Below are 20,488 nucleotides of genomic sequence, written 5' to 3'. Positions count from 1 at the left end.
GTTGAAATAAAATATGTCAATCCTATTTAATATTTTCGATTTTTTCTTACTATTTATTCTTAAGCTCTTTATGAATTCAATACACTAAATTTGCCAGCCAATAAAAGTAAGGAATCCCAAAAATTAAATTGAATGGAAGTGTTAATCCAAGAGCTGACCCAATATATATTCCCGAATTCGCTTGAGGTATCGCTTGAGCAACAGCTGCAGGTGCAGCTATGTAAGACGCACTTCCTGTTAAAAACGCCAATACTACCGAACCACCTAAAGACAAACCAATGAACTGACCAGTTATAACTCCAATCGTACCTCCTATTACAGGTAATAGAAATGCAAAAAGAAACGATACTAGCTTCACGTTGCTGATTTGTCGAATACTGAGTGTCGCAACCATCCCCATATGAAGTAAGAAAATACATAGAATTCCATAAAATAAATCCCCGAATAATGGTCTAATTTGAGCTAGTCCATCAATGTGAGCAACATATCCTATAAAAATACCACCTAATAAAAGAAAAATACTTTTTCCAAAAAAAGCCTCTTTAACAACATGCTTTAAACTAGCTTCTTGATTAGAACTTCCGTCACCTTGTTTCTGAGATATGATTTTATAAAGGATGATAGCTAATACGATGGCTGGCCCTTCCATAATGACAAGGATTGCAGACATATACGGTTCATAATAAACACCAACCTTTTCTAAAAATGCTAACCCTGCAATAAAGGTTACGGCACTAACCGAACCATAGTGAGCAGCAATCGCAATAGTATCAGTTATTGAAAACTTAAATAATCCCTTTACAACCAAGTATGAAATACCAAACATCGTTACACTTAGTAAGATCGCAGTTATAATAGTCGGTACCATATCAACTAACGTTACACTTCTTAGTTCAACCCCGCCTTTAATTCCAATGGTTAAAAGAATAATCATCGTATAACCTGTATAAAAAGCAGTCGGTACTTTCAAATCAGAATTAACAATGACAGCTATTATTCCAATTAAAAAAAATAAGATCATCGGAGATAATAAATTGGTATAGGCAATTTCATAGATCAATTCCACTTGCTTCACCTCTTTCCCCAACATCTTTCTACTTTACTTAAAGTATCCAATTTTATCGTATTGTATTATAAAACTCATACCTTTTATTTACAAAACAAAAATTAGGATCTTTTTATTTTAAGAATGTATGTTTCATTTTAAAGTTAAACTAAGGGAATGACATACTTGGAGAAGGTGGCATAAATATGGAAAAGAAAACGCTACTAGTACAGCATAAATTTTATATGGAGAGCCCATATGCAAAACATATCATGAAAGAGGAACATGACGGTTCTTATGGACTAATTTACGATGAATTTATTCATGAAATGGGAACGCTTCTTGAAGTCGATATAATTTTCAATCGATTAAATGAGAAGAATTGGCTTATTGCGGATAATCGTCATATGCAAATTACCTATCAAAAAGATGCTGAAAACAACGATCAATATGATTTCATTCCTAAAACTAATAATGGAGATAAGTTAATTCAAGAAATGATTGAGAAACTTTTACAAAGCAACAATAAGTTCATATCTTTTCACTCTAAAAGTGATAGACATTGATCAGTTCCCATCCGGTATGATGAAGCTTATACTTGCCGGCTTTCGGACAATAGATGCATTTATTCCTTGTTTAATAAGATTACTGACAATCTGTTGAATGGAATTTACATTTTTCATACTTCCATTTGATTTCTCATTTGCTTTTTCTAACGATTTCATACAAATCCTCACCTTTTTTCATATGGTAAATTAAATAATAGCACACGAATATGAACTAAATATGAATTAACTGTTTAAAGTTTTTAGAAATTGAGATGCAAACGGTGTCCGTTATATAGACGTTACTACAAGACGACGATTTTCAGGCTGGGTTTAAAGCAAGGCTTATTACTAGTGCTTAGCTCTCACGTAATTTTGTTGTTTTTTAGACTAGATTCAAAAAAGCTAACGTCATTATTTTGACGTTAGCTTTTTTGAATCTAGTCAATATCCTTTTTGTTCTTTCCTTTCACAAACCGATACGTAACATAAGCAATATATAACGGTGTAGCAATATAAATAAGATAGGGAAATTGCCCATAAAAGCCCTTATAAATCACAAATAGTGCACAACCCAAAAAGATCGTTACAATTGTTCCGTATTTTGGAAGAGGTACTTCTTTTAAACTCGGAATTCTTAATTTACTCACCATTAAAAAGCACAGTGCTGTAAATACTACCGTTGTAATAATATTTGGAATGAGATCTCCAAATAGAGTGAGGATGGCTAAAATTCCACCCGCAGCTGTAATCGGAACGCCAATAAAATAATTCATAGAAGATTTGGTACTTATATTAAACCTTGCTAAGCGATATGCTCCAAACAACGGGAATAATCCAGCTACCATAAATCCTAACAAACCAAACTGATAAAAATATGTATAATACACTAAAAATGACGGCCCTACACCAAATGTAACTATGTCCGCTAAGGAATCTAACTCTTTTCCTAAAGTACTGTCTGCTTTTAACATTCTTGCGAGTCTTCCATCCATGCTGTCTAACATCATTCCAATAAGGATCAAAATGGCAGCGTTTTTATACTGTCCACTAGCTGCATACCCGATTGATAGGAAACCACAGTATAAATTTCCTAATGTAAAAAGGTTCGGGATGCTTTTCGTAAATCGCATTCTTGTCACCACACAACATAGAGTAAATTTTTTAAACCATCTAAGCATTTTGTTAAAAGAACTATATTCTTATTAAGTTAAGGTGTAAAATTTGAGTTGAATTAAAATTTTAAGTAAGAATACGTATATTAATAAAAGCAAAAATAACAGGTTCTGTCAAAGAATATTTTCTTTTAATGATATAGCGAAAGATAAATATCGATAGTAAAACGGGCATTAAAAACATTAAAAACATTTGAAACTCAGTAGAAATTGAAAATAAACTCGTAGTTGTATTGGTTTGTGAAAAAAAATGGTGTTCATGTCCATCTCTTGTATAGGCCATGATAAGCTGTAGAGGTAATGCAAACAGCAAGCACAAAAAATATGCAATCCCGACCCAGCCGACGCTTCTTAAATCTTGAAGGAAAATACCACGGTTAAACGATAATGTTTTCGATAGCATAGCCGACATCCCTCATTTCATAAATAAAAATTTCTTCAAGCGTTAATGGTAATACATCAAATATAGCCGGGTGGAAAGATTGAATATGAGAAGTTACTTTTTCTTCATTCCCCCTTACAATATACAAGCGTACACTTCCTCGTTCCTCTTTAAATAAAACATCAAAGCCGTGTAAAAAGATTGGAGGCAATTCATATTTAAACGCGACTTGAATTTTGTGAATATCAGACTTTAAATCGTCTAAGTCTTTCTCAATCATAAGCTCACCTTGATGCAATATCCCTATTTGATCACAAAGATCCTCCACTTCACGCAGATTATGTGATGAAATCATGATCGTCATTTCTCGTTCAGCTACATCTTGAATCAGTAAATTTTTTACGTTCTTCCGCATCACAGCATCTAGTCCATCAAGTGGTTCGTCCAGAATAAGCACTTCTGGCATCGTCGATAGGACAAGCCAAAAGGCTACTTGGCGCTGCATCCCTTTAGATAGTCGGTGGATTTTCTTATTTACATCAATTGGAAATACTTCTTGTAATCTTTGAAAACGTTCCTCGTTCCAATTCATATACATACTTTTATAAAAATCTGCAGCTTGCTTGATCGTCGTATTAGGAAAAAAGAACAATGAGTCCGCTAAAAAGATAATCGATTGTTTCCGCTTCACATTTTCAAAAATAGGCTCACCATCGATCAGTACTTCACCAGAATCTTGTTTATAAATGCCAGAGATCATTTTTAATAATGTCGTCTTCCCTGCACCATTTGAGCCAAGAAGTCCATATATCGAACCTCTTGAAATTTGTAGGTTTAAGTTTTTTATTGCTTCGACACTTTCAAATTCTTTGCGAATATTTTTTACACTAATCACGTTTTTCTCCCCCTTTCACTGATTGTTCAGCGATCGCAATAAGAGATAGAAGGTCATCTTTCTTCATACCAAGATACATAGCTTCAGATAAAAGCTTAATTAATTCTTGTTTCATCTTTTTCACCTTTTCATCATTAGTCGTTTCTGATTGAGGGGCCACAAATTTCCCCTTACCTGGAATCGAGTATATGTATCCTTGATGCTCTAACTCACGGTAAGCCTTTTGTATCGTATTAGGATTAATGGTCAATTCTTGAGCTAAAGCTCTTACTGATGGTAGTTGTTGATCAGGCAGAAATACCTCATGAATTATCAACTCTTTTAGTTTTTCCACTAATTGTTCATAGATCGGCTTTCGACTACGAATGTCTAATTGAAACATGACTTCCTCCTTTCTAGGAAGCTTTTTAATGTTACTTAGTACGTACTACGATTACTAACTGTACTATTTATCATATTACAGTTATTATTATATATGAATCAAACTTTTATGCAACTAATATTTTATAGAATACATTCAATTGATTTTTTTGACCCAGGAACATTCGGACTTAACTAATGATCAGTCACACCTGATATTACTAAATTAATAGAGTCATTTTAAGTAACGTCGAAATAGATGCAGAAATATCAGTATAATAGAATTGACCTTGTCACATTTAGCTGACATGCTGCATACGATAAAGTTAAGTTAGTAGGTACCCACCCTGTTATAAGGTGAAAATAGTCTTACTCCTCAGCTACTTTCATTGGCATCTTCGGAATTAGTTGTTTCATTCCTAATATTAATTTCTCAGTAATCATTCTGTTTATGTAAAATTAGGTCTTCCATTCACAAGCTCTCAACTTTCGAAAGATGCTTTTTAATAAATCGAAAGGAGGGATTTTATGCCAAAATATAGAAAAATACCAGTTCTCGTCGAAGCGGTTAAAATTACGAGACCAATAACAATAGAAACAGCCGAAGGAACAGTGAAGGGTCTGCCTGGAGATTATTTGATAACTGAAGCAAATGGTGAGCAATATCCGATTAGAGCCGAGCTATTTGAAACGACATATGAACCTGTAAAAACTCATAAAGATGTAAAAGTATTTTTGCAGAGAGCATTGCGAAAAATGCGGAGAAAATCTAAAGAAATTTTTTTAAAGCATCAATAACCAATGTTTTTTTTATATGCTAAAATAATTTTGATTAAACAAGCACATGAATTAGGGTTTATTTATAATATTTTGTAAAAGTTATATTAATTTTGAGTAATTTAAGCCAATCATTCCACCTCCATGATAAAATATATCATGGAGGTGATGAAATGGAAGAAACTTTAAAACAAATTTTAAATACACTTAAACAAGTCGATCATCGTTTAGGTGGTTTAGAATTGGGACAAAATAAATTAGAACAAGGACAAAAAAGTATTGAAAAAGGGCAGAAAAATTTAGAACAAGGAATTATACGTTTAGAGCAGCGTCAAGAGAGTCTCGAACAACATCAAACAAGGTTAGAGCACAGGCAAGAGCAATTAGAAAAAGGGCAAGAAACCATGCAAAAAAATATAGTAAATAGCCTTGGGGAGTTTACAGATCGTATTATTGATCATGTTGACGCAAAAACGGCAGTACTGAATAAACAAGTTTATGCTGTAGAAACCGAAATTCAGCGATTATCACGTGGAATAGACTATTAAAGAACCTCTTAGAATCTCAAATTAAATCTCTCATAAACCAATCCTTATTTATGAATATACAATCATACCTTACAATAGGCTATTCCTCATTATTAACGACTAACCCATTCACAATAAAATGACCATTTCTTGTTCATAATCCCATTTATTAGTGGGTAACACCAATCCCACATTTTCTATTTTCCTTAAAACAATTTTGCTTTTGGCTGTTAAGCGCTCCGATTATTTGAGATAGTTAGTTAATTTTTCGAACTTCCACATGTTCACTTAATTTGATATTCAGTTTATCAAAATCTTTAATTTTTAATAGATCCAGATTAATTTCGATTTCTTTTCCACTTGTTAAAATGAGAATCAGTTTGTTTTCACTTATTCTACTTTCTTCTATATCATGATAGTTTATTTTTTTCTTCAGTCTGATAATGCCTTTATGTACTAAAAGCATATCATTTTCAAGCTGAATATATGTAATATCTGTTAAACGTAAATAATAGGTCCCAATAATAACACTAAGGACAACGTTACACCCAATAATAAGAGCTACTATAAGTGTTAATGTACTAACCCCCATCGTTATAATGAATAGGATACATATGATGTTAAGGAGAGCTAATCCTAACCATTGTACTCCTGTTGTTTTCCATATGCCTTTTTCTCTATATTTCAAATCCACCCCGTCCATCTCCCCAACACTTTTCTACCAGTTACTATACTATTTCTAATTGTATTTGTAAAAATTCCTTTAGTGGACAAATTAATGGTTAGAAATGTTATGACCACTCTTACTAAGGTAAAAAGACTCATCACAAACTATCATGTTTGTGATGAGCCTGCTATTATTGTAATGACTAATCCCAGCAAGACTTGTGCTTTCTTCTAACAATCCACTTATCATCATGCTTTTTGTGTCTAAAGTCATGCTTGTGTTTATGCTTGTGCTTATCATCTTTCTTTTTCTTTTTTTCAACTTCTTTGCATACTAATACAACTTCATCGTCATGTTTGTGTTTTTTCTCCTCGATCTCTTTACATACTAAAAAGATCTTATCATCATCTTTCTTTTTCTTTTCTTCTATTTCTTTACATACTAAAAAGATTTTGTCGTCATCATCTTTCTTTTTATGATGATCGTCTTTTCTTTTCTCATGATCATAGATTAATTCTGCGAGAGCTTCTAATAAATCTTCATATTTATCGCTCATCTCATGCCCTCCTTTCTAATGTGATATAATATTATATTAGGAGGGAACGCGTTATGGAAAGGCTATTATATTACTGATAAATAACTGATTTTTAATAGATACAAGGCGTAGTTTAAAAAACACAGAACGGAAATAAATCTATATTGAACCCTTAAGTAGTCGGTAACTCAACTTTTACTTCTTCCTTTAATTTACGAATGGCATTTTTACAAACGCCGTACGAAAGCCATTTACACCCTTTACAAAGTATATCTAAGTCATCAGGCTCTATCCTATCTCTAATCCTACGAAATATCGTTTTCTTTGAATAAATAAATCCTGGTCGTATTTGTAATTTTTGATTAATTCGTCGGTCGAGCTCTCGAATTTCCTCATCAACCTTTCGAAACGTCGTGCAATTATTGTTGACCATAGCTGGGCAATGCTCACAAATCTCATCCGTGTGTTCATTCACATATATTTCAAAGTCTAACTCTACTTTTCGGTATATGGGTGCAAGATGCTCCATTTTATTAATAAAAGACGTGGAATACCCATGGCCGCTAAAGCCTAGTAAACATAATAAATGATGCCCACGTAAATCCAATCTCCCCACTCCTCTCTTTCACTATATTTATGAAAGGAAATTTGTTTTTTATGAATAAATATCCTAATCTTACTAAAAATTGAATAGGTAATTCAATTTTAAACCTTAACTTAAAAACAGACAGCATTAGTATCATATGTTTTTGTTTTGCAGTTTAGAAGTTAACGTTATATCTTTTTAATCTAATAATTTCTATGCACTTAAAATAAAAACCTTTATTTATCTATATTTTATATTATGAAACAACTTTTAAAAACATAATTGTTATAACTAATTTTGTATATGTTTACATAATCTATTCCTTTTGAGGCATTAAGTTTGACATAGTAAGTTTTTTGGGGAGAGAGGTTTATAGAGGATAAAAATTAAAATGCAATTTAAAAAGGATAGCCGAACAGGAAATCCTACGTTCATTCTACCCTTATTTGTTAAACATAAAGTATTATCTATTAGAGGCTAATTCGTCACGATTCGGTGCAAGTGGAGGCTGTTCCATCCATTTATTTTCAATCATTATATTTGCTCCATCTTCTAGATACTGTACAATTTCGGCAATTAATCGTGTGTAATGTACTCCAAGATCATGTCTAGAACTAGTTCCTATTCCCATCCCATAATGTACTACACTCATCGAAATTATCGTAGTAATATGAAACATCATTAATTTGTCTGAAAATGGCGATTTAGTAGAGGTTGTAGGGGCACCATCCCATATCATTGGAGCTGCAATATCATTTTCACTAAGGATACTTGAAAATACTTCAATATGCTTATCAGCAATTTCTTTCCCTCTCATCATAAAATCACGAACATCTTTAGAGCCAGCAACTTGAGCAAAGCCTAATATCAAACCTCTTCCTAGCATGTTTCGTTGAATATTATAAAATAATTTTCCGATTTCTATTGAATTCAATGGTCTTCTTTGGCCAAACCATCCGGTTAAAAAGCTCTGTTTATGAACATAATCCACTTTTTCAGGGATTGGTATATAAGGTGGTCGTACTAATACACCTTTTGATAACAAAGTGTCTAATACTTGATTGTGCAGTAGATTAAATGAGCTTAAACATTTAGAATAATAATCAACAACATCTCTTCTAACAGAAGTAGACAAAAATGTGCTGTAACCCTCCATTCCTTGCTTTGCTGCTTTATATAAATAGATAAGAAAAAAAATATCCGAATACAATCTCGGAGCATTTATATCTACATCTTCTTTAGTAAAACCATGAGGAATGGGTACATTTTCTTGTTCAAACATCATGCTAATTTTTTGAATGTGGTCTTGTGATAATTGTAAGGCATCTTCAATATGAGGACGAACTTCTTCGTCTTCAACTTTTTGTAAAAAGTATTGGAGAACACATATTGCCATACTGTCCTCCATAAAAGATACCCAAAGGTTTCCTAACTCTGCTGATGTCAACTTCGCCTTTGTTGCTATACTTGTCGTTTCCATGTTAATCCTCCAATATAAAGTTCATCTCTCTAAATTAAAGTTATTCATCATTGAAGAAAAATTTTTTCAAAAAACGAGCCTGAATTGTTTTGCATTACCAAGTTTTGTTTTAAAATTAATTTACCAACATTTTAATACATTAAAATGTTGGTAAATTAGCTAGGTTATTCGTTGGATCTCCGTCAGCATCACTTCGCAAATGCATATCTCCATCTCTTCCTTTAAATACATTGACATGCTCTATTTCCCCATTTTGTGCCATCATTTGTGCTTGTTTATAATCAACAACTTGACCACTCGATAATTTCAACTCGATAATATCACCTTCGTTATTTTTACGAACTGCTATAACTTGTTGACTCATTAATAAGCCCTCCTTATAGTAGAATAGCTTTTTTCTTTGTCGTAGTGTTACACAATTTTTTAATCATTATCCACCTGAGTTTATTTTTTCAAGAAATAGATTATAGGAATTCCTTACATAAACTTACCCTTGTTTTCGAACAATACAATCATGATTGAGGAGGTATAGCATATGAAATCAAGTTCCGCTGAACAAAAAGAAAAACCATTACAGTGGTGGCAGCTATCCCTTTTAGGTATTGCTTGTACGATCGGAACAGGTTTTTTCCTCGGATCAAGCATCGCAATCAACATGGCTGGACCATCTGTAATCTTTTCCTATATTTTAGCTGCCATTGGAACGTACTTCGTTTACGAAGCATTAGCTAAGTTAATGATAAATGATCCTCAGAAAGGCTCATTTCGAACATATGCAAAAAATGCTTACGGGCGTTGGGCTGGCTTTACAAGTGGGTGGGTATATTTTCTATCTGAAATGTTAATCATCGGAAGTCAAATGACGGCATTATCTATCTTTTCTAGGTTTTGGTTTCCTAACATACCTTTGTGGGTGTTCGCTACTTTTTATTCCATACTCGGACTTCTTGTGATCTTAATGGGGCCAGCAGGCTTTGACCGTGTTGAAAACATGTTAGCCGTATTAAAGATCGCTGCCATATTAATGTTTATCCTTTTAGCTGTACTCGCTTTATTCGGCCTGTTAGGTGAGGGAGATACTGAGACCTTTAGATTACCAAGATCGTATGATACCCTTTTTCCGAACGGAATAAGAGGTTTGTTACCTTCTCTTATCTACGGTTTTTATGGTTATGCAGGCATTGAAATTATGGGGCTATTAGCCGTACGTTTAAAGGAAATGAACGAAGCACCAAAATCCGGAAAAATTATGTTATTTTTATTAGCAGTGATTTATATCTCTTCGATTGGACTTGCACTAACGATGGTATCATGGGATACATTTACGACCGAAAAAAGTCCTTTTGTTACTGCACTCAATCAATATAATTTAAAATTTGTTCCGCATGTCTTTAATGGGGTATTTATCATTGCTGGGTTTTCAACGATGGTTGCATCTTTATTTGCTATTATTCGTATTCTTGTCACACTCGCAGAAGACCGTGATGCGCCGGCTATTCTCTCCAAGCGAGTCAAAAAAGAAATCGCCTTACCTGCGATTTTATTAACAACTGGCTGCATTACGATTTCTATCGTGTTAGCTCTCATTATGCCAGGTCGGATTTATGAATACGTAACGACCGCAGCAGGTCTTATGTTGCTGTATAATTGGTTTTTTATTCTTGGCTCTTATGGTCGTATTCTAAAAATGACGGTCATGACCAACGTCAAACGTATTTTAGGCTTCTCACTTGTTATCCTCGGTGTTTTTGGAACCATCTTTCATCCAACGAGTCGTCCTGGATTTTTTGTTAGTTTAGGATTTATCGTGGTTATTGCTATCATTACATTAATTATGAAGCACTTTTGGAACAAGTCGAATGATGATGACAGCAACCGAAGTACATTATTTACGAAAATAAAACAGTAGCTGCTTGGATTCCAAAATAAATTCCAAACCCGATCAGCGATATACCTGAAATAATAGAAATAATTGTTAGTAATCGATTCGTTAAAAACTTTCGCATCGAACTTGCAAGCCCTGCCATTGTTAGATCCCAGAAGGTTATTCCAATAAAGATAGCCGTGCTATACAAGATGACTTTGCCTGTACCGTACGTAGTTACTGTTTTAGCTAAGATCGAGCCAAAAATACCGAGCCAAAAAAGAATCGTTAATGGATTAAATAGCGACATAACGAATCCTGACATGAAAGATTTAAAATGTGATTCTTTTTGACTTCGCATATGACTTACGTTAATATGATTGGCCCCTGATAAACTTTCAATGCCTGTGTAAACAAGTACGAAAAAGCCAAAGATCCATAAGAACGTTTTCATAAATGGAATTTCTAAAAAATGAACGACACCAACGAAGACTAATAACATATAAAACGCATCCGCTACAGTAGCTCCTAAGCCAACTAGCCATGCATGTAAGAATCCGTTTTTTATACCTCTATCGATTTGGGCTGCATTCACAGGCCCAATGGGTGCCGCTAACGACAATCCTAAAATAATATAACTTATAAAAATACTCATTAACTTATCCTCCAGATCAACTGTGTTTCGTACAGCGGACAAACTGTACGACTTGTACATTGTATTCAGCAGATCGTTATCTTACGACTGGAGGATTTATTGTTGTAAATTTTGAGCATATGTTTCCCACCGATAGTGAGAGGTTCTTTATCGGTAATACCTCCATATGCACAAGCACTTAATATAGCTATTAGATCAATGGCTATTAGCAAAAATACTTTCTTCATTTTGCCATCTCCTCTTTTCGGTAGGCTCTTATCTCAAAGATTGTTGCTTTTAGCTTTTGGACCGTAAGCCAAGCGGATGCTTGGCTCTTCACGCATAGCGTGAAGGTTTTGAAAATAAAATAGCCGTTCAGACAAATGAATTTGTCTTGAAAAGGCTATTTTATTTTCAAAAAACGGTCCAAAAGCAACAAAGTTTACGAAAACTGCTTTTCGGTAAAAACATCCTATGATAAATTCAATAGTAAGACGATAAACATATCCTTTAAGTTACATAAAATAGAAAAAGATTGAGGTGTTATTGCTAAGATGAATGTAATACATAATCTTGATACTCCATCATTGTTACTTAACATTAACCAATTAGAAAGAAATTTAGATGAAATCCGAGATCTAGCTAAAAAGAATGGAATAGATTGGCGTCCACATATTAAAACGCATAAAAGTATTAACATTACAAAAATGCAACTTGAAAAAGGAGCTTGCGGGATTACTGTCGCGAAGCTTGAAGAAGCAGAAACAATGGCTCAAGCTAATATATCAAATATTTTAATTGCCTACCCCCTTGCAAAACCGCAAAAGCTTGAGCGACTAAAAGTGTTATCTTCAAGTACCAACATTATTTTGGCAATTGATTCGATTGAGCAAGCTAAGTTAGTGAATCAAACCTTTAGTGATTCCATAAACCCTTTAGAAGTTTGGATTAAAGTTGACTCTGGACTTAACCGTTGTGGGATTAAAGTAGAAGAAATCGTTGAGTTAGCCAAAGAAATTAAAACCATGAAATCTCTATCATTAACTGGCATTTTTACTCACGCTGGACACTCTTATGCAGCTACCTCAAAAGAGCAAATTAAAAAAATTGCCCATGATGAAGCTTACTCTGTCATCAGAAGTGCTGAACTTTGTGAACATGCAGGGATCAAAATTAAACACCGTAGTGTTGGCTCTACACCGACATTTAAGCTTGCAGCATCTATTAAGGGAATTACTGAAATTCGTCCAGGCAATGCAGCTTTTTATGATATGTGTCAAGTCGGCCTTGGTGTAGCAGACCCATCTCAATGTGCTCTGACAGTACTTGCTAGTGTCGTAAGTAAAAAGGTGGACCGAATTATTTTTGATACAGGAAGCAAAGCTTTATCTTTAGACCAAGGGGCTCACGGAAATAAAAGCGTTGTAGGGTACGGAAAAGTAATCGATCATCCTGAAATAACGATCGAACGTCTTTCTGAGGAACATGGGATCGGAACATTTCAAAAAACGAACTTAGTAATAAATGACACTGTTGAGATCATCCCTAATCATTCATGTGTTGTTGCCAATCTATTTAGCGAATATATTTTGCATCGAGATGGCATAGTTATCGAGAAGTGGAATGTTGATGCTCGTGGAATGTTGAAATAGTTTTCCAAGAAAATAAAAGAAGAGGCTGACTCTATGCTTGTCTACCCTCCTCATAATAAAATTACAACATTGTTAATGAGTCAAGGCAATCAGTTAATACTAACTCCATTAAAAGTTATCACCTGAGGGGCTTGACCTTCTTGACTTTGGCTATCTTGGTTGCTTTGACCACTTTGATTGCTTTGACCACTTTGATTGCTTTGGCCTTGCATGTTATGGATTTGCTGCATTTGGCTTAATTGCTGCTGTGATTGATTAAGTTGTTGTGTTATTTGGTTCAATACATTAAAGGATTCAAGAGACTGATTTATACTATTTAACATCTGAGCAGCTTGCTGTACAGTTTGTTGTAATTGTTGAAATATTTTTTGCTGTTCCTGTTGTGCTTGTTTATTGAATTGTTGCAATTGTTGCAGCAATTGTTTAACCTGTTGCTGCTCTTTCCCTAAAGAAGATTTTGAGCTGTTTTGTTGATTTGATGATTTCATAACATTTAAAGTTGATTGTATTTTTTCTAAATAACCATGGATTGGTATTAATTCTTCAAGTATTTCTTCTCCTACCTTTTCTGTTACTCGGCTTTTTGTTTCTTTTTCCAATTCATATTCCTCCTTGAACGATCTCTATTAAACTGTCCTCCTTGCTGTTTCGATAACTAATTTATCGCTTACTTCTTTGTAGAAGCATATTTTCACCTAACTCTGACTAATATATGTTTTATTATTAACTAGCTCAACAACTTCTATTTGAATTAAACGTTGTTAATAATTAACTGCCTTCCTAAAAAACAAATAGGGTATAGTAAATATGAGGTGATACAAATGTGGCGGAAAATCATTTTATGTCTTCTAATGATGATCACCATCTCAACAGTTTCATTCGCTCATGAATATAAAGAAATTGAAATTTTTAATATTGAGAAAGATCAAGTAATAAAAAAAATCCCTATGCAAGCTCGAGAATACCAAGAAGTTGAAAAAATCATCGAAGGAATTAACAATATTCAAAAGAAATTTAACCCGTTACCAACTAAAGGCATTATGATTAAAGTTCCATTAGAGCCTTCCATTAAGGTTGAAAATCAATGGTTTAACGACCTTGTGGACCAAGTCATTTTTATATTACCAGAGGACGAAGACCCTTATTTACTTTTATTCACCGATGAGAATACACCTATTTTTCTAACATTTAAAGGAAACATGGATACTTTTTTATCAAAAATAAACTTTCATTCAAGTCAAGCTAACTAAATAAATAAGCTCAACCTTCACTAAAGTTGAGCTTATTTTTTCTTCTTTTATCAACATAAAAACAATCGATACAATAAATCTGCATAACATTGATATAGTTTATACAAAAGACATCGCTTTTTTACACCAATCCTAAATTAAGGGCGAATACTTACTCCCGTTCCGATTGGGACCGTACGAGCAAGCTCTTCTACATCATGATTATGCATACGAATACATCCTCTAGAAACTGCTTTTCCAATCGATGAAGGGTCGTTTGTTCCGTGAATCCCGTAATGTTTTTTGGACAAAGACATCCACATCGTTCCAAAGGGTCCACCAGGATTAGGAGCTTTATTAATAATGACAAACTCACCAACTGGAGTTTGGTGAAGAATGGCTCCAACCGCAATAGGATATACTTTTACAACCATACCATTTTCCAATAATGTTAACGTTCGATTGGATATGGATACGACAATGGAATAAGGCAGTAAATTAGGGTCGGGTAATCCCGGAATGATAATTGCCTTACCTGCATAAATAAGGTCAGGATTTATAATTTGATTGGATTGCAATAATGCAGTAAAAGGCACACGATAATCCTCAGAAATCCCCCACAACGTCTCTCCTGGTTTAACAATATGCTGATACATACTTCATTTCCTCCTGAAAGATACCATTCATATATTATATGGTTGAAACTGTAAATTTGTTGCAATGCAAAGTTATTGTGAGAGAATAGCCCATAATCAATATGGACAATCACTTAACCAACCTTTATGAAATAACTTAACTAGTAGGTTAGGAGTTGGTAGAGTGAAATTACTTTGGAAAAAAGATGAAGCCAAGCAAATTCTTTTAGGCTGGAAATTAGATGCACTTCAGCATTTTGAAGATAAAATGACCAATCGTTACGAACCTTTTCCTTGCATTCCTGCAACTCAAGCATTTTCGCTTGGACATCTACGCTATGGATTTGTAGGCGCTCTCGAAAGTGACATAACTCCTAATCAAGTAACACAGATTCTAAAAGAGTATTCGGAGGGGTTTCGTCAGTTTGGGAAATTTACAACACTCATTGTGTTCTTTAAAACGGAGAATATAACGAATTTAACTGTAGAAAAGTATGAACAAATGTATTGGAGATTATTAAACGAGTTAACCGCAAACGATGAAAAGGCGTGGCCAGAACATATACCTGAAGATCCACATGATGCGACATGGGAATTTTGTTTTCACGGTGAACCTTACTTTATGTATTGTGCTACTCCTGCACATAAACAAAGAAACAGTCGCGCGTTTCCTTACTTCATACTAGCAATCACACCAAGATGGACACTTCAACAATTTAATGCATCGGCTGACTATGCAGAAAAAGTGAAAGGAAAAATTCGTCAACGCTTAGAAAACTATGATCAGATTACCCCTCACCCTGAATTAAGAAAATACGGGGAGCATGATAACTATGAGTGGAAGCAATACTTTCTTCACGATGATGACACAGTTATTTCGAATTGCCCTTTTTTAAGAAGACAACAGGTTATGAGAAAACAAAAATAAATTAGCAACGAGTTTTAAGACTTGTTTTCATGATCATTTTCAACCAAATGTTTCAGTATAGCCATTTTATTCTCCCAAAACTGTTCGTAAAAGCTAACCACTCTAAACTAATAAATAAAAAACGACAGCATCAACTGTCGTCCACTTCATCACTTATTAATTTATGGTGTATAAAGAGTTTTAATGTTACTTCACTTTTTTTAATTTTTTGATTTTTTCATGCAGTTCGTCACTCGTTTCAAACTTAATGACTTTTTTACCGTCAATTAAACTAAATGGACAACGTTTACATGTTTTACATTCTCCTACGCAGCCTTTTCTTTTTACAATTACTTCTGGGTACTTTTCTTTTAAATTCTTAAATACCTTTTTCGAGACATCATTTTCTTTACAAAAGTAGATTTTCTTCATGTTCATCCACCTCTTAGAAGTAAATAATTGATAATCATAATCATTATCAACATTTACATCATATCAAAGGTAGTTCATTTCGTCACTAACTTTTTAAAGTTTTCTAATAATAGCTTATTGTAATTTTATTATTAAGATTGTAATTTTATTATCATATATTTATTTCACTAATTGTAATCATAGTATTTTTTTGTTATTTTTATAATATCGAATTTCGATATTGATATTGTTAGAAAGAAGAAAACGATTGAACGATAATGTTCTACGCAAGGTGGGAAATGATGACTGACCAAAAAGAAAACAAATTAAAATCTCTACTAGAAATACTACTAGTCTCAACTCGTCTTGGCTTCACTTCATTTGGCGGACCAATTGCCCATTTAGGGTATTTCCATAACGAATATGTACGAAAACGAAAATGGATGGATGAAAAAAGTTATGCTGACCTCGTCTCTCTATGTCAGTTTTTACCTGGTCCAGCGAGTAGCCAGGTAGGGATTGGGGTTGGCGTGATGCGTGCTGGGTTATTAGGGGGAATATTAGCATTTATAGGGTTTACACTTCCATCTGTAATCGCCCTCATTATTTTTGCAATTACCCTAAATCAATTTGGATTCGGTGAGTATGGCTGGATCCACGGTTTGAAAATCGTCGCCGTCGTTGTTGTAGCCCATGCGATACTTGGAATGGCAAAAAACTTAACGCCAGATCTCCAAAGACGTACAATTGCTTTATTTGCGATTGTACTCACTTTACTATGGCAAACTGCCTTTTCCCAAGTTGGAATCATTTTATTATCAGGATTTATCGGATATTTATTGTATAAACAGCAAACGATCGATGCTTCACCATCTAATTCACAATTTCCATTTTCACGACGTTTTGCCTATGGCTGTTTAACTCTTTTCTTTGGCTTACTTATTCTACTTCCAATTTTACGTGAAGCTACATCTATCAATTGGATAGCGATGTTTGATAGTTTTTATCGTTCAGGCGCCTTTGTATTTGGAGGCGGACATGTTGTTCTACCTTTACTAGAACGTGAATTTGTTCCAACGGGCTGGTTAACCGAAGAACAATTTTTAGCTGGATACGGTGCAGCTCAAGCTGTACCAGGACCATTATTTACATTTGCCGCTTATATCGGTGCAGTGATTAATGGATGGCAAGGTGGTTTATTAGCTACAGTAGCTATCTTTTTACCAGCCTTCCTCCTCATCCTAGGAACATTACCATTTTGGGATACACTACGACGTAATCCAAACATTAAAGGCGCGTTAATGGGCGTTAATGCAGCCGTTGTTGGAATTTTAATTGCAGCCCTTTATCACCCAATTTGGACGAGTTCGATCTTAACTGCGATTGATTTTGCATTTGCAGCCGTTTTGTTTAGCATGCTAGTGTATTGGAAATTGCCGCCATGGGTTATTGTGTTAACAGGGGCAATAGGTGGTTTTTTATTGTCATTATAATAATTTAATAAGAAGAGTGAGAATGATTAGAATTACCTATTCTAGCCATCATTACTCAGGTTCTCTTACTAGGAAATAAAACTAGATGAGGTTCATTATCTTAAAAAAGGTTGTTTTTAAATGCCAGAAATGATATATTCATAAAGCGATGAGCTCATTGTGTAAGTCGATAAACACGCCAATATGGTAATGCACAATGTGGAGTGCAGTTTTTCGCCTCAATACGCGAAGAAGACCTCCTAAGGGAAGTCTTCTTTTTTATTTAAATTTCATCCACTGATGATCTTTTTTGGCTAATTTCATTTTTCTTATAGCTAAAAAAATGGGTCCTAAAAAAAATTCTGATCGTATCGGTACTTTAAAAACTACCATTAATATGACTGTTGAGCAGGCTGAAAGTGTTACAATTAATGAAGGGTTTTTTAGTACAAAATAGCTAAAACTGTACATTAATACATACATAAGTATAGACCACTTTAAGCTCCACCCGTGCAAAAAATAAATGGCATTGAATTTTTTTAATCCAAACCATTCAACAGTCGCTGAAGCACACACCCATTTGCTTAAGTAAAGAACTTGTTTGAACAAGGAATTGGGAACATTGGATAAAAATAATAGTGTTAATAATGGCATGATAATAAATAAATGTAACCCTCTAGCCAATCGCACATTTAAAAATTTAGATTTATAATCCCAAAGAATAAAGTGCTTACATATGTAATAATATAGTAAATTAAAGAAAGCAACGTACAGTATGCTAATATAATGTTTCTTAATATTTCTCCAAGTCTTTCGCTTGATATTGAACAACAACAGAAGAATGGCCAATACTACATGCATATTTGCCCCTACTTTCATATGTCTAAAGACTAATTAATTCAACTTTAGGAATTGTAAGTATATGTAAGTCTTCTTATTCTACCTCTGAATACGAAAAACATACATTACCATTACATGTTTAAGTGGAAAATTGGAATTTTCATTTGGTGGATCTATATTTGCATACGAATTTGCTACAATTTATGAACCATTATTGTACGGAGGGAAGTATCGCTAGTCGGTTGGCGCTGCAGCTAGACACCCTTAGAAAAAGCCATCAGAAGCGGTTCTTCTGATGGTTTCATTGTTTAATTTTTATTAAAATTGGAGACTATTTCCTTTACTTTATTATTGTTTCGATCTCGCACCTCATGCTTATTCCGTTAAGGCGAAAATACTTCCAATTAATATTTTCGTTTGAACATTGATATATTTTTCTAGTGTATAGCGCTTCCTTAATGCCCAGCCCCTAAATGCCCACATATGCCCTTGAACAATAATATTATGAGTAAGTAAATAAATTTGCTCTTCATCAAGAATAATGTTTTCTTCTTGAAGCGACTTTGAAAAAATCCCCATAACATACTGAACAAAATCATTTTCCTTTGAAAGAACATACTCTAAATACGGTTTAGGTAACGAGCGTGATTCACTATACATAATGCTCGTCTCTTCCCCAATTTCGTTAATTACTTGAAAGTATTGTTGGACAAACGACCTTAGACGTTCTAGACCTCTAAACTGATCACTCACTCTACTTTTTAAAATTGTATTTAGTTGATCATAGAGGGACTCAAAGAATAAGTATAAGATATCTTCTTTACTTTCTACATATTCATAAATGGCACCAAAGCTCATTCCTGCGTTTTCTGCAATCTCCCTCGTTGTCGTCCTGTGAAACCCTTTTTCTTTAAAAGGTTGAATTGATGCAGCTAATATTTGACTGCGACGTTTACGAATTTTTTGATCGTTCTTTACCATCGATGGGATATGTAACTTTTTCAAATGGGTATCCTCCTTTCGTAACTAAAGTGCTGTTTTGAATTTAGGCTAGTTTAATCAATCCTTTTAGCTTAACTTCGTCATTTTGATTAGCTACAATTACTTCACCTTCAGAATGGTCTTCATTCAATCTACATGTAATTTGAACTGCCTCTCCAGGAAGAGTTATTGATGTAAAGCGAACGTCAAAATGTTTCACTTTATGTATTCCAAACCACTTCGTCAGTTGAGTACTAGTAAGACCCATTATAAACATTCCATGAGCAATTACATCCGGAAGACCATTATCTTTAGCTAAAGACATATTCGTATGAATAGGATTAAAATCACCTGATGCGCCTGCATATCGAACGAGTTGTTCACGAGTAATTGTAATGTAGTCACTCGATTTCATCTGACTCAAACTTCATCACCTCTTTCAATAACAACAGATTTACATTCTAAAAGTAACTCTTCACTTTCGTTATAAAATAACGTTTCAAATGAAAAAATGGTTAGATTCTTCCTTTGCTTCATGTCAACTAAATACGTTTTTCCAAATAAATGATCTCCAGCAAAAATAGGCTTATGATACGTATACGATTGGCTACCGTGCAATACGCGAGCTAACGTTAAGTTTAAGCCATCAATCAAATCTTCAAAGCTGAGACCCTTCCACATTTCAGGTACCGTCCCAAAGGTAAGGGGAACAGGAACATCTCGATACCCTGCATTTACTGCAGCTTCTTGACTCATATATACTTCAATGTCTGCTGCTCCTGTAGCTAATGCAAATTCTCTAATTTTCCCTCGTTCTACTTCAAAAGTAAATTCTTTAAATAGCTTAGGCAATATAAGTTCACTCTTGTCCATCTAAGCCCCTCCCTAA

General features: G+C 34.1%; 28 protein-coding genes. 8 read left to right on the top strand and 20 right to left on the bottom strand.

Going from position 1 to position 20,488, the window contains the following annotated elements; translation table 11 throughout:
• Positions 1–76: 76 nt before the first annotated feature.
• The gene (locus J0N78_RS19180) at positions 77–1,066 is read right to left on the bottom strand and encodes a sodium-dependent bicarbonate transport family permease (RefSeq protein WP_209124733.1); all 990 of its coding nucleotides are present in this window, start codon (positions 1,064–1,066) and stop codon (positions 77–79) included.
• A gap of 185 nt (positions 1,067–1,251) precedes the next feature.
• Here J0N78_RS19180 and J0N78_RS19175 point away from each other — a divergent pair, with 185 nt between their 5' ends.
• Positions 1,252–1,611, top strand: a complete 360-nt coding sequence (locus J0N78_RS19175; RefSeq protein WP_209124732.1) for a hypothetical protein — start codon at positions 1,252–1,254, stop codon at positions 1,609–1,611.
• On the opposite strand, the gene J0N78_RS19170 is transcribed toward J0N78_RS19175, so the two are convergent.
• From J0N78_RS19170 to J0N78_RS19150, 5 genes are all read right to left on the bottom strand, one after another.
• Complete coding sequence (locus tag J0N78_RS19170) at positions 1,612–1,770, bottom strand: hypothetical protein (RefSeq protein ID WP_209124731.1); 159 nt, start codon at positions 1,768–1,770, stop codon at positions 1,612–1,614. It lies immediately after the preceding gene.
• Between the two features lie 260 nt (positions 1,771–2,030).
• Complete coding sequence (pssA, locus tag J0N78_RS19165) at positions 2,031–2,723, bottom strand: CDP-diacylglycerol--serine O-phosphatidyltransferase (RefSeq protein ID WP_209124730.1); 693 nt, start codon at positions 2,721–2,723, stop codon at positions 2,031–2,033.
• 109 nt (positions 2,724–2,832) lie between these two features.
• Entirely contained in the window at positions 2,833–3,168 is a 336-nt protein-coding gene (locus J0N78_RS19160) for a hypothetical protein (protein WP_209124729.1), read from the bottom strand.
• Complete coding sequence (locus J0N78_RS19155) at positions 3,143–4,042, bottom strand: ABC transporter ATP-binding protein (protein ID WP_209124728.1); 900 nt, start codon at positions 4,040–4,042, stop codon at positions 3,143–3,145. Before J0N78_RS19155 ends, J0N78_RS19160 begins: the two co-directional genes overlap by 26 nt.
• Positions 4,035–4,424, bottom strand: coding sequence for a GntR family transcriptional regulator (locus tag J0N78_RS19150; RefSeq protein ID WP_209124727.1), 390 nt, complete (start codon positions 4,422–4,424; stop codon positions 4,035–4,037). Before J0N78_RS19150 ends, J0N78_RS19155 begins: the two co-directional genes overlap by 8 nt.
• Positions 4,425–4,930: 506 nt before the next feature.
• Between J0N78_RS19150 and J0N78_RS19145 the strand changes: the two genes are divergently transcribed.
• Both J0N78_RS19145 and J0N78_RS19140 read left to right on the top strand, forming a co-directional pair.
• The gene (locus tag J0N78_RS19145) at positions 4,931–5,200 is read left to right on the top strand and encodes a hypothetical protein (protein ID WP_209124726.1); all 270 of its coding nucleotides are present in this window, start codon (positions 4,931–4,933) and stop codon (positions 5,198–5,200) included.
• 152 nt (positions 5,201–5,352) lie between these two features.
• Complete coding sequence (locus J0N78_RS19140; RefSeq protein WP_209124725.1) at positions 5,353–5,727, top strand: hypothetical protein; 375 nt, start codon at positions 5,353–5,355, stop codon at positions 5,725–5,727.
• A gap of 235 nt (positions 5,728–5,962) precedes the next feature.
• Here the strand turns inward: J0N78_RS19140 and J0N78_RS19135 are convergent, their stop codons facing one another.
• The 5 genes from J0N78_RS19135 to J0N78_RS19115 all read right to left on the bottom strand — a co-directional run bounded on the left by J0N78_RS19135 (position 5,963) and on the right by J0N78_RS19115 (position 9,338).
• Positions 5,963–6,409 carry a hypothetical protein gene (locus J0N78_RS19135; protein WP_209124724.1) on the bottom strand — a complete coding sequence of 149 codons (447 nt, stop codon included), beginning with the start codon at positions 6,407–6,409 and terminating at the stop codon, positions 5,963–5,965.
• A gap of 166 nt (positions 6,410–6,575) precedes the next feature.
• Entirely contained in the window at positions 6,576–6,929 is a 354-nt protein-coding gene (locus tag J0N78_RS19130; protein ID WP_209124723.1) for a hypothetical protein, read from the bottom strand.
• Between the two features lie 151 nt (positions 6,930–7,080).
• Positions 7,081–7,515 carry a DUF1284 domain-containing protein gene (locus J0N78_RS19125; RefSeq protein WP_209124722.1) on the bottom strand — a complete coding sequence of 145 codons (435 nt, stop codon included), beginning with the start codon at positions 7,513–7,515 and terminating at the stop codon, positions 7,081–7,083.
• 442 nt (positions 7,516–7,957) lie between these two features.
• The gene (locus J0N78_RS19120; RefSeq protein ID WP_209124721.1) at positions 7,958–8,974 is read right to left on the bottom strand and encodes a DUF3231 family protein; all 1,017 of its coding nucleotides are present in this window, start codon (positions 8,972–8,974) and stop codon (positions 7,958–7,960) included.
• Between the two features lie 139 nt (positions 8,975–9,113).
• Positions 9,114–9,338 (bottom strand): DUF3892 domain-containing protein, encoded by a 225-nt coding sequence (locus J0N78_RS19115; protein WP_209124720.1) that lies wholly within the window; start codon positions 9,336–9,338, stop codon positions 9,114–9,116.
• Between the two features lie 171 nt (positions 9,339–9,509).
• Here J0N78_RS19115 and J0N78_RS19110 point away from each other — a divergent pair, with 171 nt between their 5' ends.
• The gene (locus tag J0N78_RS19110) at positions 9,510–10,883 is read left to right on the top strand and encodes an amino acid permease (RefSeq protein ID WP_209124719.1); all 1,374 of its coding nucleotides are present in this window, start codon (positions 9,510–9,512) and stop codon (positions 10,881–10,883) included.
• Here the strand turns inward: J0N78_RS19110 and J0N78_RS19105 are convergent.
• Together J0N78_RS19105 and J0N78_RS19100 are read right to left on the bottom strand one after the other, a co-directional pair.
• Positions 10,864–11,493: a LysE family transporter gene (locus J0N78_RS19105; protein WP_209124718.1), complete on the bottom strand. Its 630-nt coding sequence runs from the start codon at positions 11,491–11,493 to the stop codon at positions 10,864–10,866. The genes J0N78_RS19110 and J0N78_RS19105 overlap by 20 nt on opposite strands.
• Before the next feature lie 65 nt (positions 11,494–11,558).
• On the bottom strand, positions 11,559–11,720 hold the full coding sequence (locus J0N78_RS19100; RefSeq protein ID WP_209124717.1) for a hypothetical protein: 162 nt from the start codon (positions 11,718–11,720) through the stop codon (positions 11,559–11,561).
• 306 nt (positions 11,721–12,026) lie between these two features.
• On the opposite strand from J0N78_RS19100, the gene J0N78_RS19095 reads away from it, so the two are divergent.
• Positions 12,027–13,124, top strand: a complete 1,098-nt coding sequence (locus J0N78_RS19095) for an alanine racemase (protein ID WP_209124716.1) — start codon at positions 12,027–12,029, stop codon at positions 13,122–13,124.
• An 89-nt stretch (positions 13,125–13,213) separates the two neighbouring features.
• On the opposite strand, the gene J0N78_RS19090 is transcribed toward J0N78_RS19095, so the two are convergent.
• Positions 13,214–13,723 (bottom strand): hypothetical protein, encoded by a 510-nt coding sequence (locus J0N78_RS19090; protein ID WP_209124715.1) that lies wholly within the window; start codon positions 13,721–13,723, stop codon positions 13,214–13,216.
• 222 nt (positions 13,724–13,945) lie between these two features.
• Here J0N78_RS19090 and J0N78_RS19085 point away from each other — a divergent pair, with 222 nt between their 5' ends.
• Complete coding sequence (locus J0N78_RS19085; protein WP_209124714.1) at positions 13,946–14,374, top strand: hypothetical protein; 429 nt, start codon at positions 13,946–13,948, stop codon at positions 14,372–14,374.
• A 137-nt stretch (positions 14,375–14,511) separates the two neighbouring features.
• On the opposite strand, the gene J0N78_RS19080 is transcribed toward J0N78_RS19085, so the two are convergent.
• Complete coding sequence (locus tag J0N78_RS19080) at positions 14,512–15,009, bottom strand: L,D-transpeptidase family protein (RefSeq protein ID WP_209124713.1); 498 nt, start codon at positions 15,007–15,009, stop codon at positions 14,512–14,514.
• A gap of 163 nt (positions 15,010–15,172) precedes the next feature.
• Between J0N78_RS19080 and J0N78_RS19075 the strand changes: the two genes are divergently transcribed.
• Complete coding sequence (locus J0N78_RS19075) at positions 15,173–15,916, top strand: YqcI/YcgG family protein (protein ID WP_307794978.1); 744 nt, start codon at positions 15,173–15,175, stop codon at positions 15,914–15,916.
• Between the two features lie 186 nt (positions 15,917–16,102).
• Here the strand turns inward: J0N78_RS19075 and J0N78_RS19070 are convergent, their stop codons facing one another.
• Positions 16,103–16,327: a DUF1450 domain-containing protein gene (locus J0N78_RS19070; RefSeq protein WP_209124712.1), complete on the bottom strand. Its 225-nt coding sequence runs from the start codon at positions 16,325–16,327 to the stop codon at positions 16,103–16,105.
• Between the two features lie 278 nt (positions 16,328–16,605).
• Between J0N78_RS19070 and J0N78_RS19065 the strand changes: the two genes are divergently transcribed.
• Positions 16,606–17,799, top strand: a complete 1,194-nt coding sequence (locus J0N78_RS19065; RefSeq protein ID WP_209124711.1) for a chromate transporter — start codon at positions 16,606–16,608, stop codon at positions 17,797–17,799.
• Positions 17,800–18,057: 258 nt separating this feature from the next.
• On the opposite strand, the gene J0N78_RS19060 is transcribed toward J0N78_RS19065, so the two are convergent.
• From J0N78_RS19060 to J0N78_RS19045, 4 genes are all read right to left on the bottom strand, one after another.
• Positions 18,058–18,639, bottom strand: coding sequence for a CBO0543 family protein (locus J0N78_RS19060; protein WP_209124710.1), 582 nt, complete (start codon positions 18,637–18,639; stop codon positions 18,058–18,060).
• A 354-nt stretch (positions 18,640–18,993) separates the two neighbouring features.
• Positions 18,994–19,623, bottom strand: a complete 630-nt coding sequence (locus tag J0N78_RS19055) for a TetR/AcrR family transcriptional regulator (RefSeq protein WP_209124709.1) — start codon at positions 19,621–19,623, stop codon at positions 18,994–18,996.
• 40 nt (positions 19,624–19,663) lie between these two features.
• Positions 19,664–20,014 (bottom strand): MaoC/PaaZ C-terminal domain-containing protein, encoded by a 351-nt coding sequence (locus J0N78_RS19050; protein ID WP_209124767.1) that lies wholly within the window; start codon positions 20,012–20,014, stop codon positions 19,664–19,666.
• A gap of 5 nt (positions 20,015–20,019) precedes the next feature.
• A complete protein-coding gene (locus J0N78_RS19045; RefSeq protein WP_209124708.1) occupies positions 20,020–20,472 on the bottom strand; it encodes an FAS1-like dehydratase domain-containing protein in 453 nt (150 codons plus the stop codon).
• Between the last annotated feature and the right edge of the window lie 16 nt (positions 20,473–20,488).

Source organism: Alkalihalobacillus sp. BA299 (assembly GCF_017745675.1).
Lineage (GTDB): Bacteria > Bacillota > Bacilli > Bacillales > Bacillaceae_F > Alkalihalobacterium.
Note: the sequence above shows the minus strand (reverse complement) of the source record. Positions and strands in the feature narration are given on the sequence as shown.

What these genes read in the sequence shown, in the direction of transcription:
- J0N78_RS19135 (WP_209124724.1), bottom strand. Translation starts at nt 6,409, where the DNA reads ATGGACGGGGTGGATTTGAAATATAGAGAAAAAGGCATATGGAAAACA.
- pssA (WP_209124730.1), bottom strand. Translation starts at nt 2,723, where the DNA reads ATGCGATTTACGAAAAGCATCCCGAACCTTTTTACATTAGGAAATTTA.
- J0N78_RS19170 (WP_209124731.1), bottom strand. Translation starts at nt 1,770, where the DNA reads ATGAAATCGTTAGAAAAAGCAAATGAGAAATCAAATGGAAGTATGAAA.
- J0N78_RS19145 (WP_209124726.1), top strand. Translation starts at nt 4,931, where the DNA reads ATGCCAAAATATAGAAAAATACCAGTTCTCGTCGAAGCGGTTAAAATT.
- J0N78_RS19130 (WP_209124723.1), bottom strand. Translation starts at nt 6,929, where the DNA reads ATGAGCGATAAATATGAAGATTTATTAGAAGCTCTCGCAGAATTAATC.
- J0N78_RS19065 (WP_209124711.1), top strand. Translation starts at nt 16,606, where the DNA reads ATGATGACTGACCAAAAAGAAAACAAATTAAAATCTCTACTAGAAATA.
- J0N78_RS19105 (WP_209124718.1), bottom strand. Translation starts at nt 11,493, where the DNA reads ATGAGTATTTTTATAAGTTATATTATTTTAGGATTGTCGTTAGCGGCA.
- J0N78_RS19050 (WP_209124767.1), bottom strand. Translation starts at nt 20,014, where the DNA reads ATGAAATCGAGTGACTACATTACAATTACTCGTGAACAACTCGTTCGA.
- J0N78_RS19140 (WP_209124725.1), top strand. Translation starts at nt 5,353, where the DNA reads ATGGAAGAAACTTTAAAACAAATTTTAAATACACTTAAACAAGTCGAT.
- J0N78_RS19160 (WP_209124729.1), bottom strand. Translation starts at nt 3,168, where the DNA reads ATGCTATCGAAAACATTATCGTTTAACCGTGGTATTTTCCTTCAAGAT.
- J0N78_RS19085 (WP_209124714.1), top strand. Translation starts at nt 13,946, where the DNA reads ATGTGGCGGAAAATCATTTTATGTCTTCTAATGATGATCACCATCTCA.
- J0N78_RS19080 (WP_209124713.1), bottom strand. Translation starts at nt 15,009, where the DNA reads ATGTATCAGCATATTGTTAAACCAGGAGAGACGTTGTGGGGGATTTCT.
- J0N78_RS19045 (WP_209124708.1), bottom strand. Translation starts at nt 20,472, where the DNA reads ATGGACAAGAGTGAACTTATATTGCCTAAGCTATTTAAAGAATTTACT.
- J0N78_RS19115 (WP_209124720.1), bottom strand. Translation starts at nt 9,338, where the DNA reads ATGAGTCAACAAGTTATAGCAGTTCGTAAAAATAACGAAGGTGATATT.
- J0N78_RS19060 (WP_209124710.1), bottom strand. Translation starts at nt 18,639, where the DNA reads ATGCATGTAGTATTGGCCATTCTTCTGTTGTTGTTCAATATCAAGCGA.
- J0N78_RS19095 (WP_209124716.1), top strand. Translation starts at nt 12,027, where the DNA reads ATGAATGTAATACATAATCTTGATACTCCATCATTGTTACTTAACATT.
- J0N78_RS19120 (WP_209124721.1), bottom strand. Translation starts at nt 8,974, where the DNA reads ATGGAAACGACAAGTATAGCAACAAAGGCGAAGTTGACATCAGCAGAG.
- J0N78_RS19070 (WP_209124712.1), bottom strand. Translation starts at nt 16,327, where the DNA reads ATGAAGAAAATCTACTTTTGTAAAGAAAATGATGTCTCGAAAAAGGTA.
- J0N78_RS19175 (WP_209124732.1), top strand. Translation starts at nt 1,252, where the DNA reads ATGGAAAAGAAAACGCTACTAGTACAGCATAAATTTTATATGGAGAGC.
- J0N78_RS19150 (WP_209124727.1), bottom strand. Translation starts at nt 4,424, where the DNA reads ATGTTTCAATTAGACATTCGTAGTCGAAAGCCGATCTATGAACAATTA.
- J0N78_RS19100 (WP_209124717.1), bottom strand. Translation starts at nt 11,720, where the DNA reads ATGAAGAAAGTATTTTTGCTAATAGCCATTGATCTAATAGCTATATTA.
- J0N78_RS19110 (WP_209124719.1), top strand. Translation starts at nt 9,510, where the DNA reads ATGAAATCAAGTTCCGCTGAACAAAAAGAAAAACCATTACAGTGGTGG.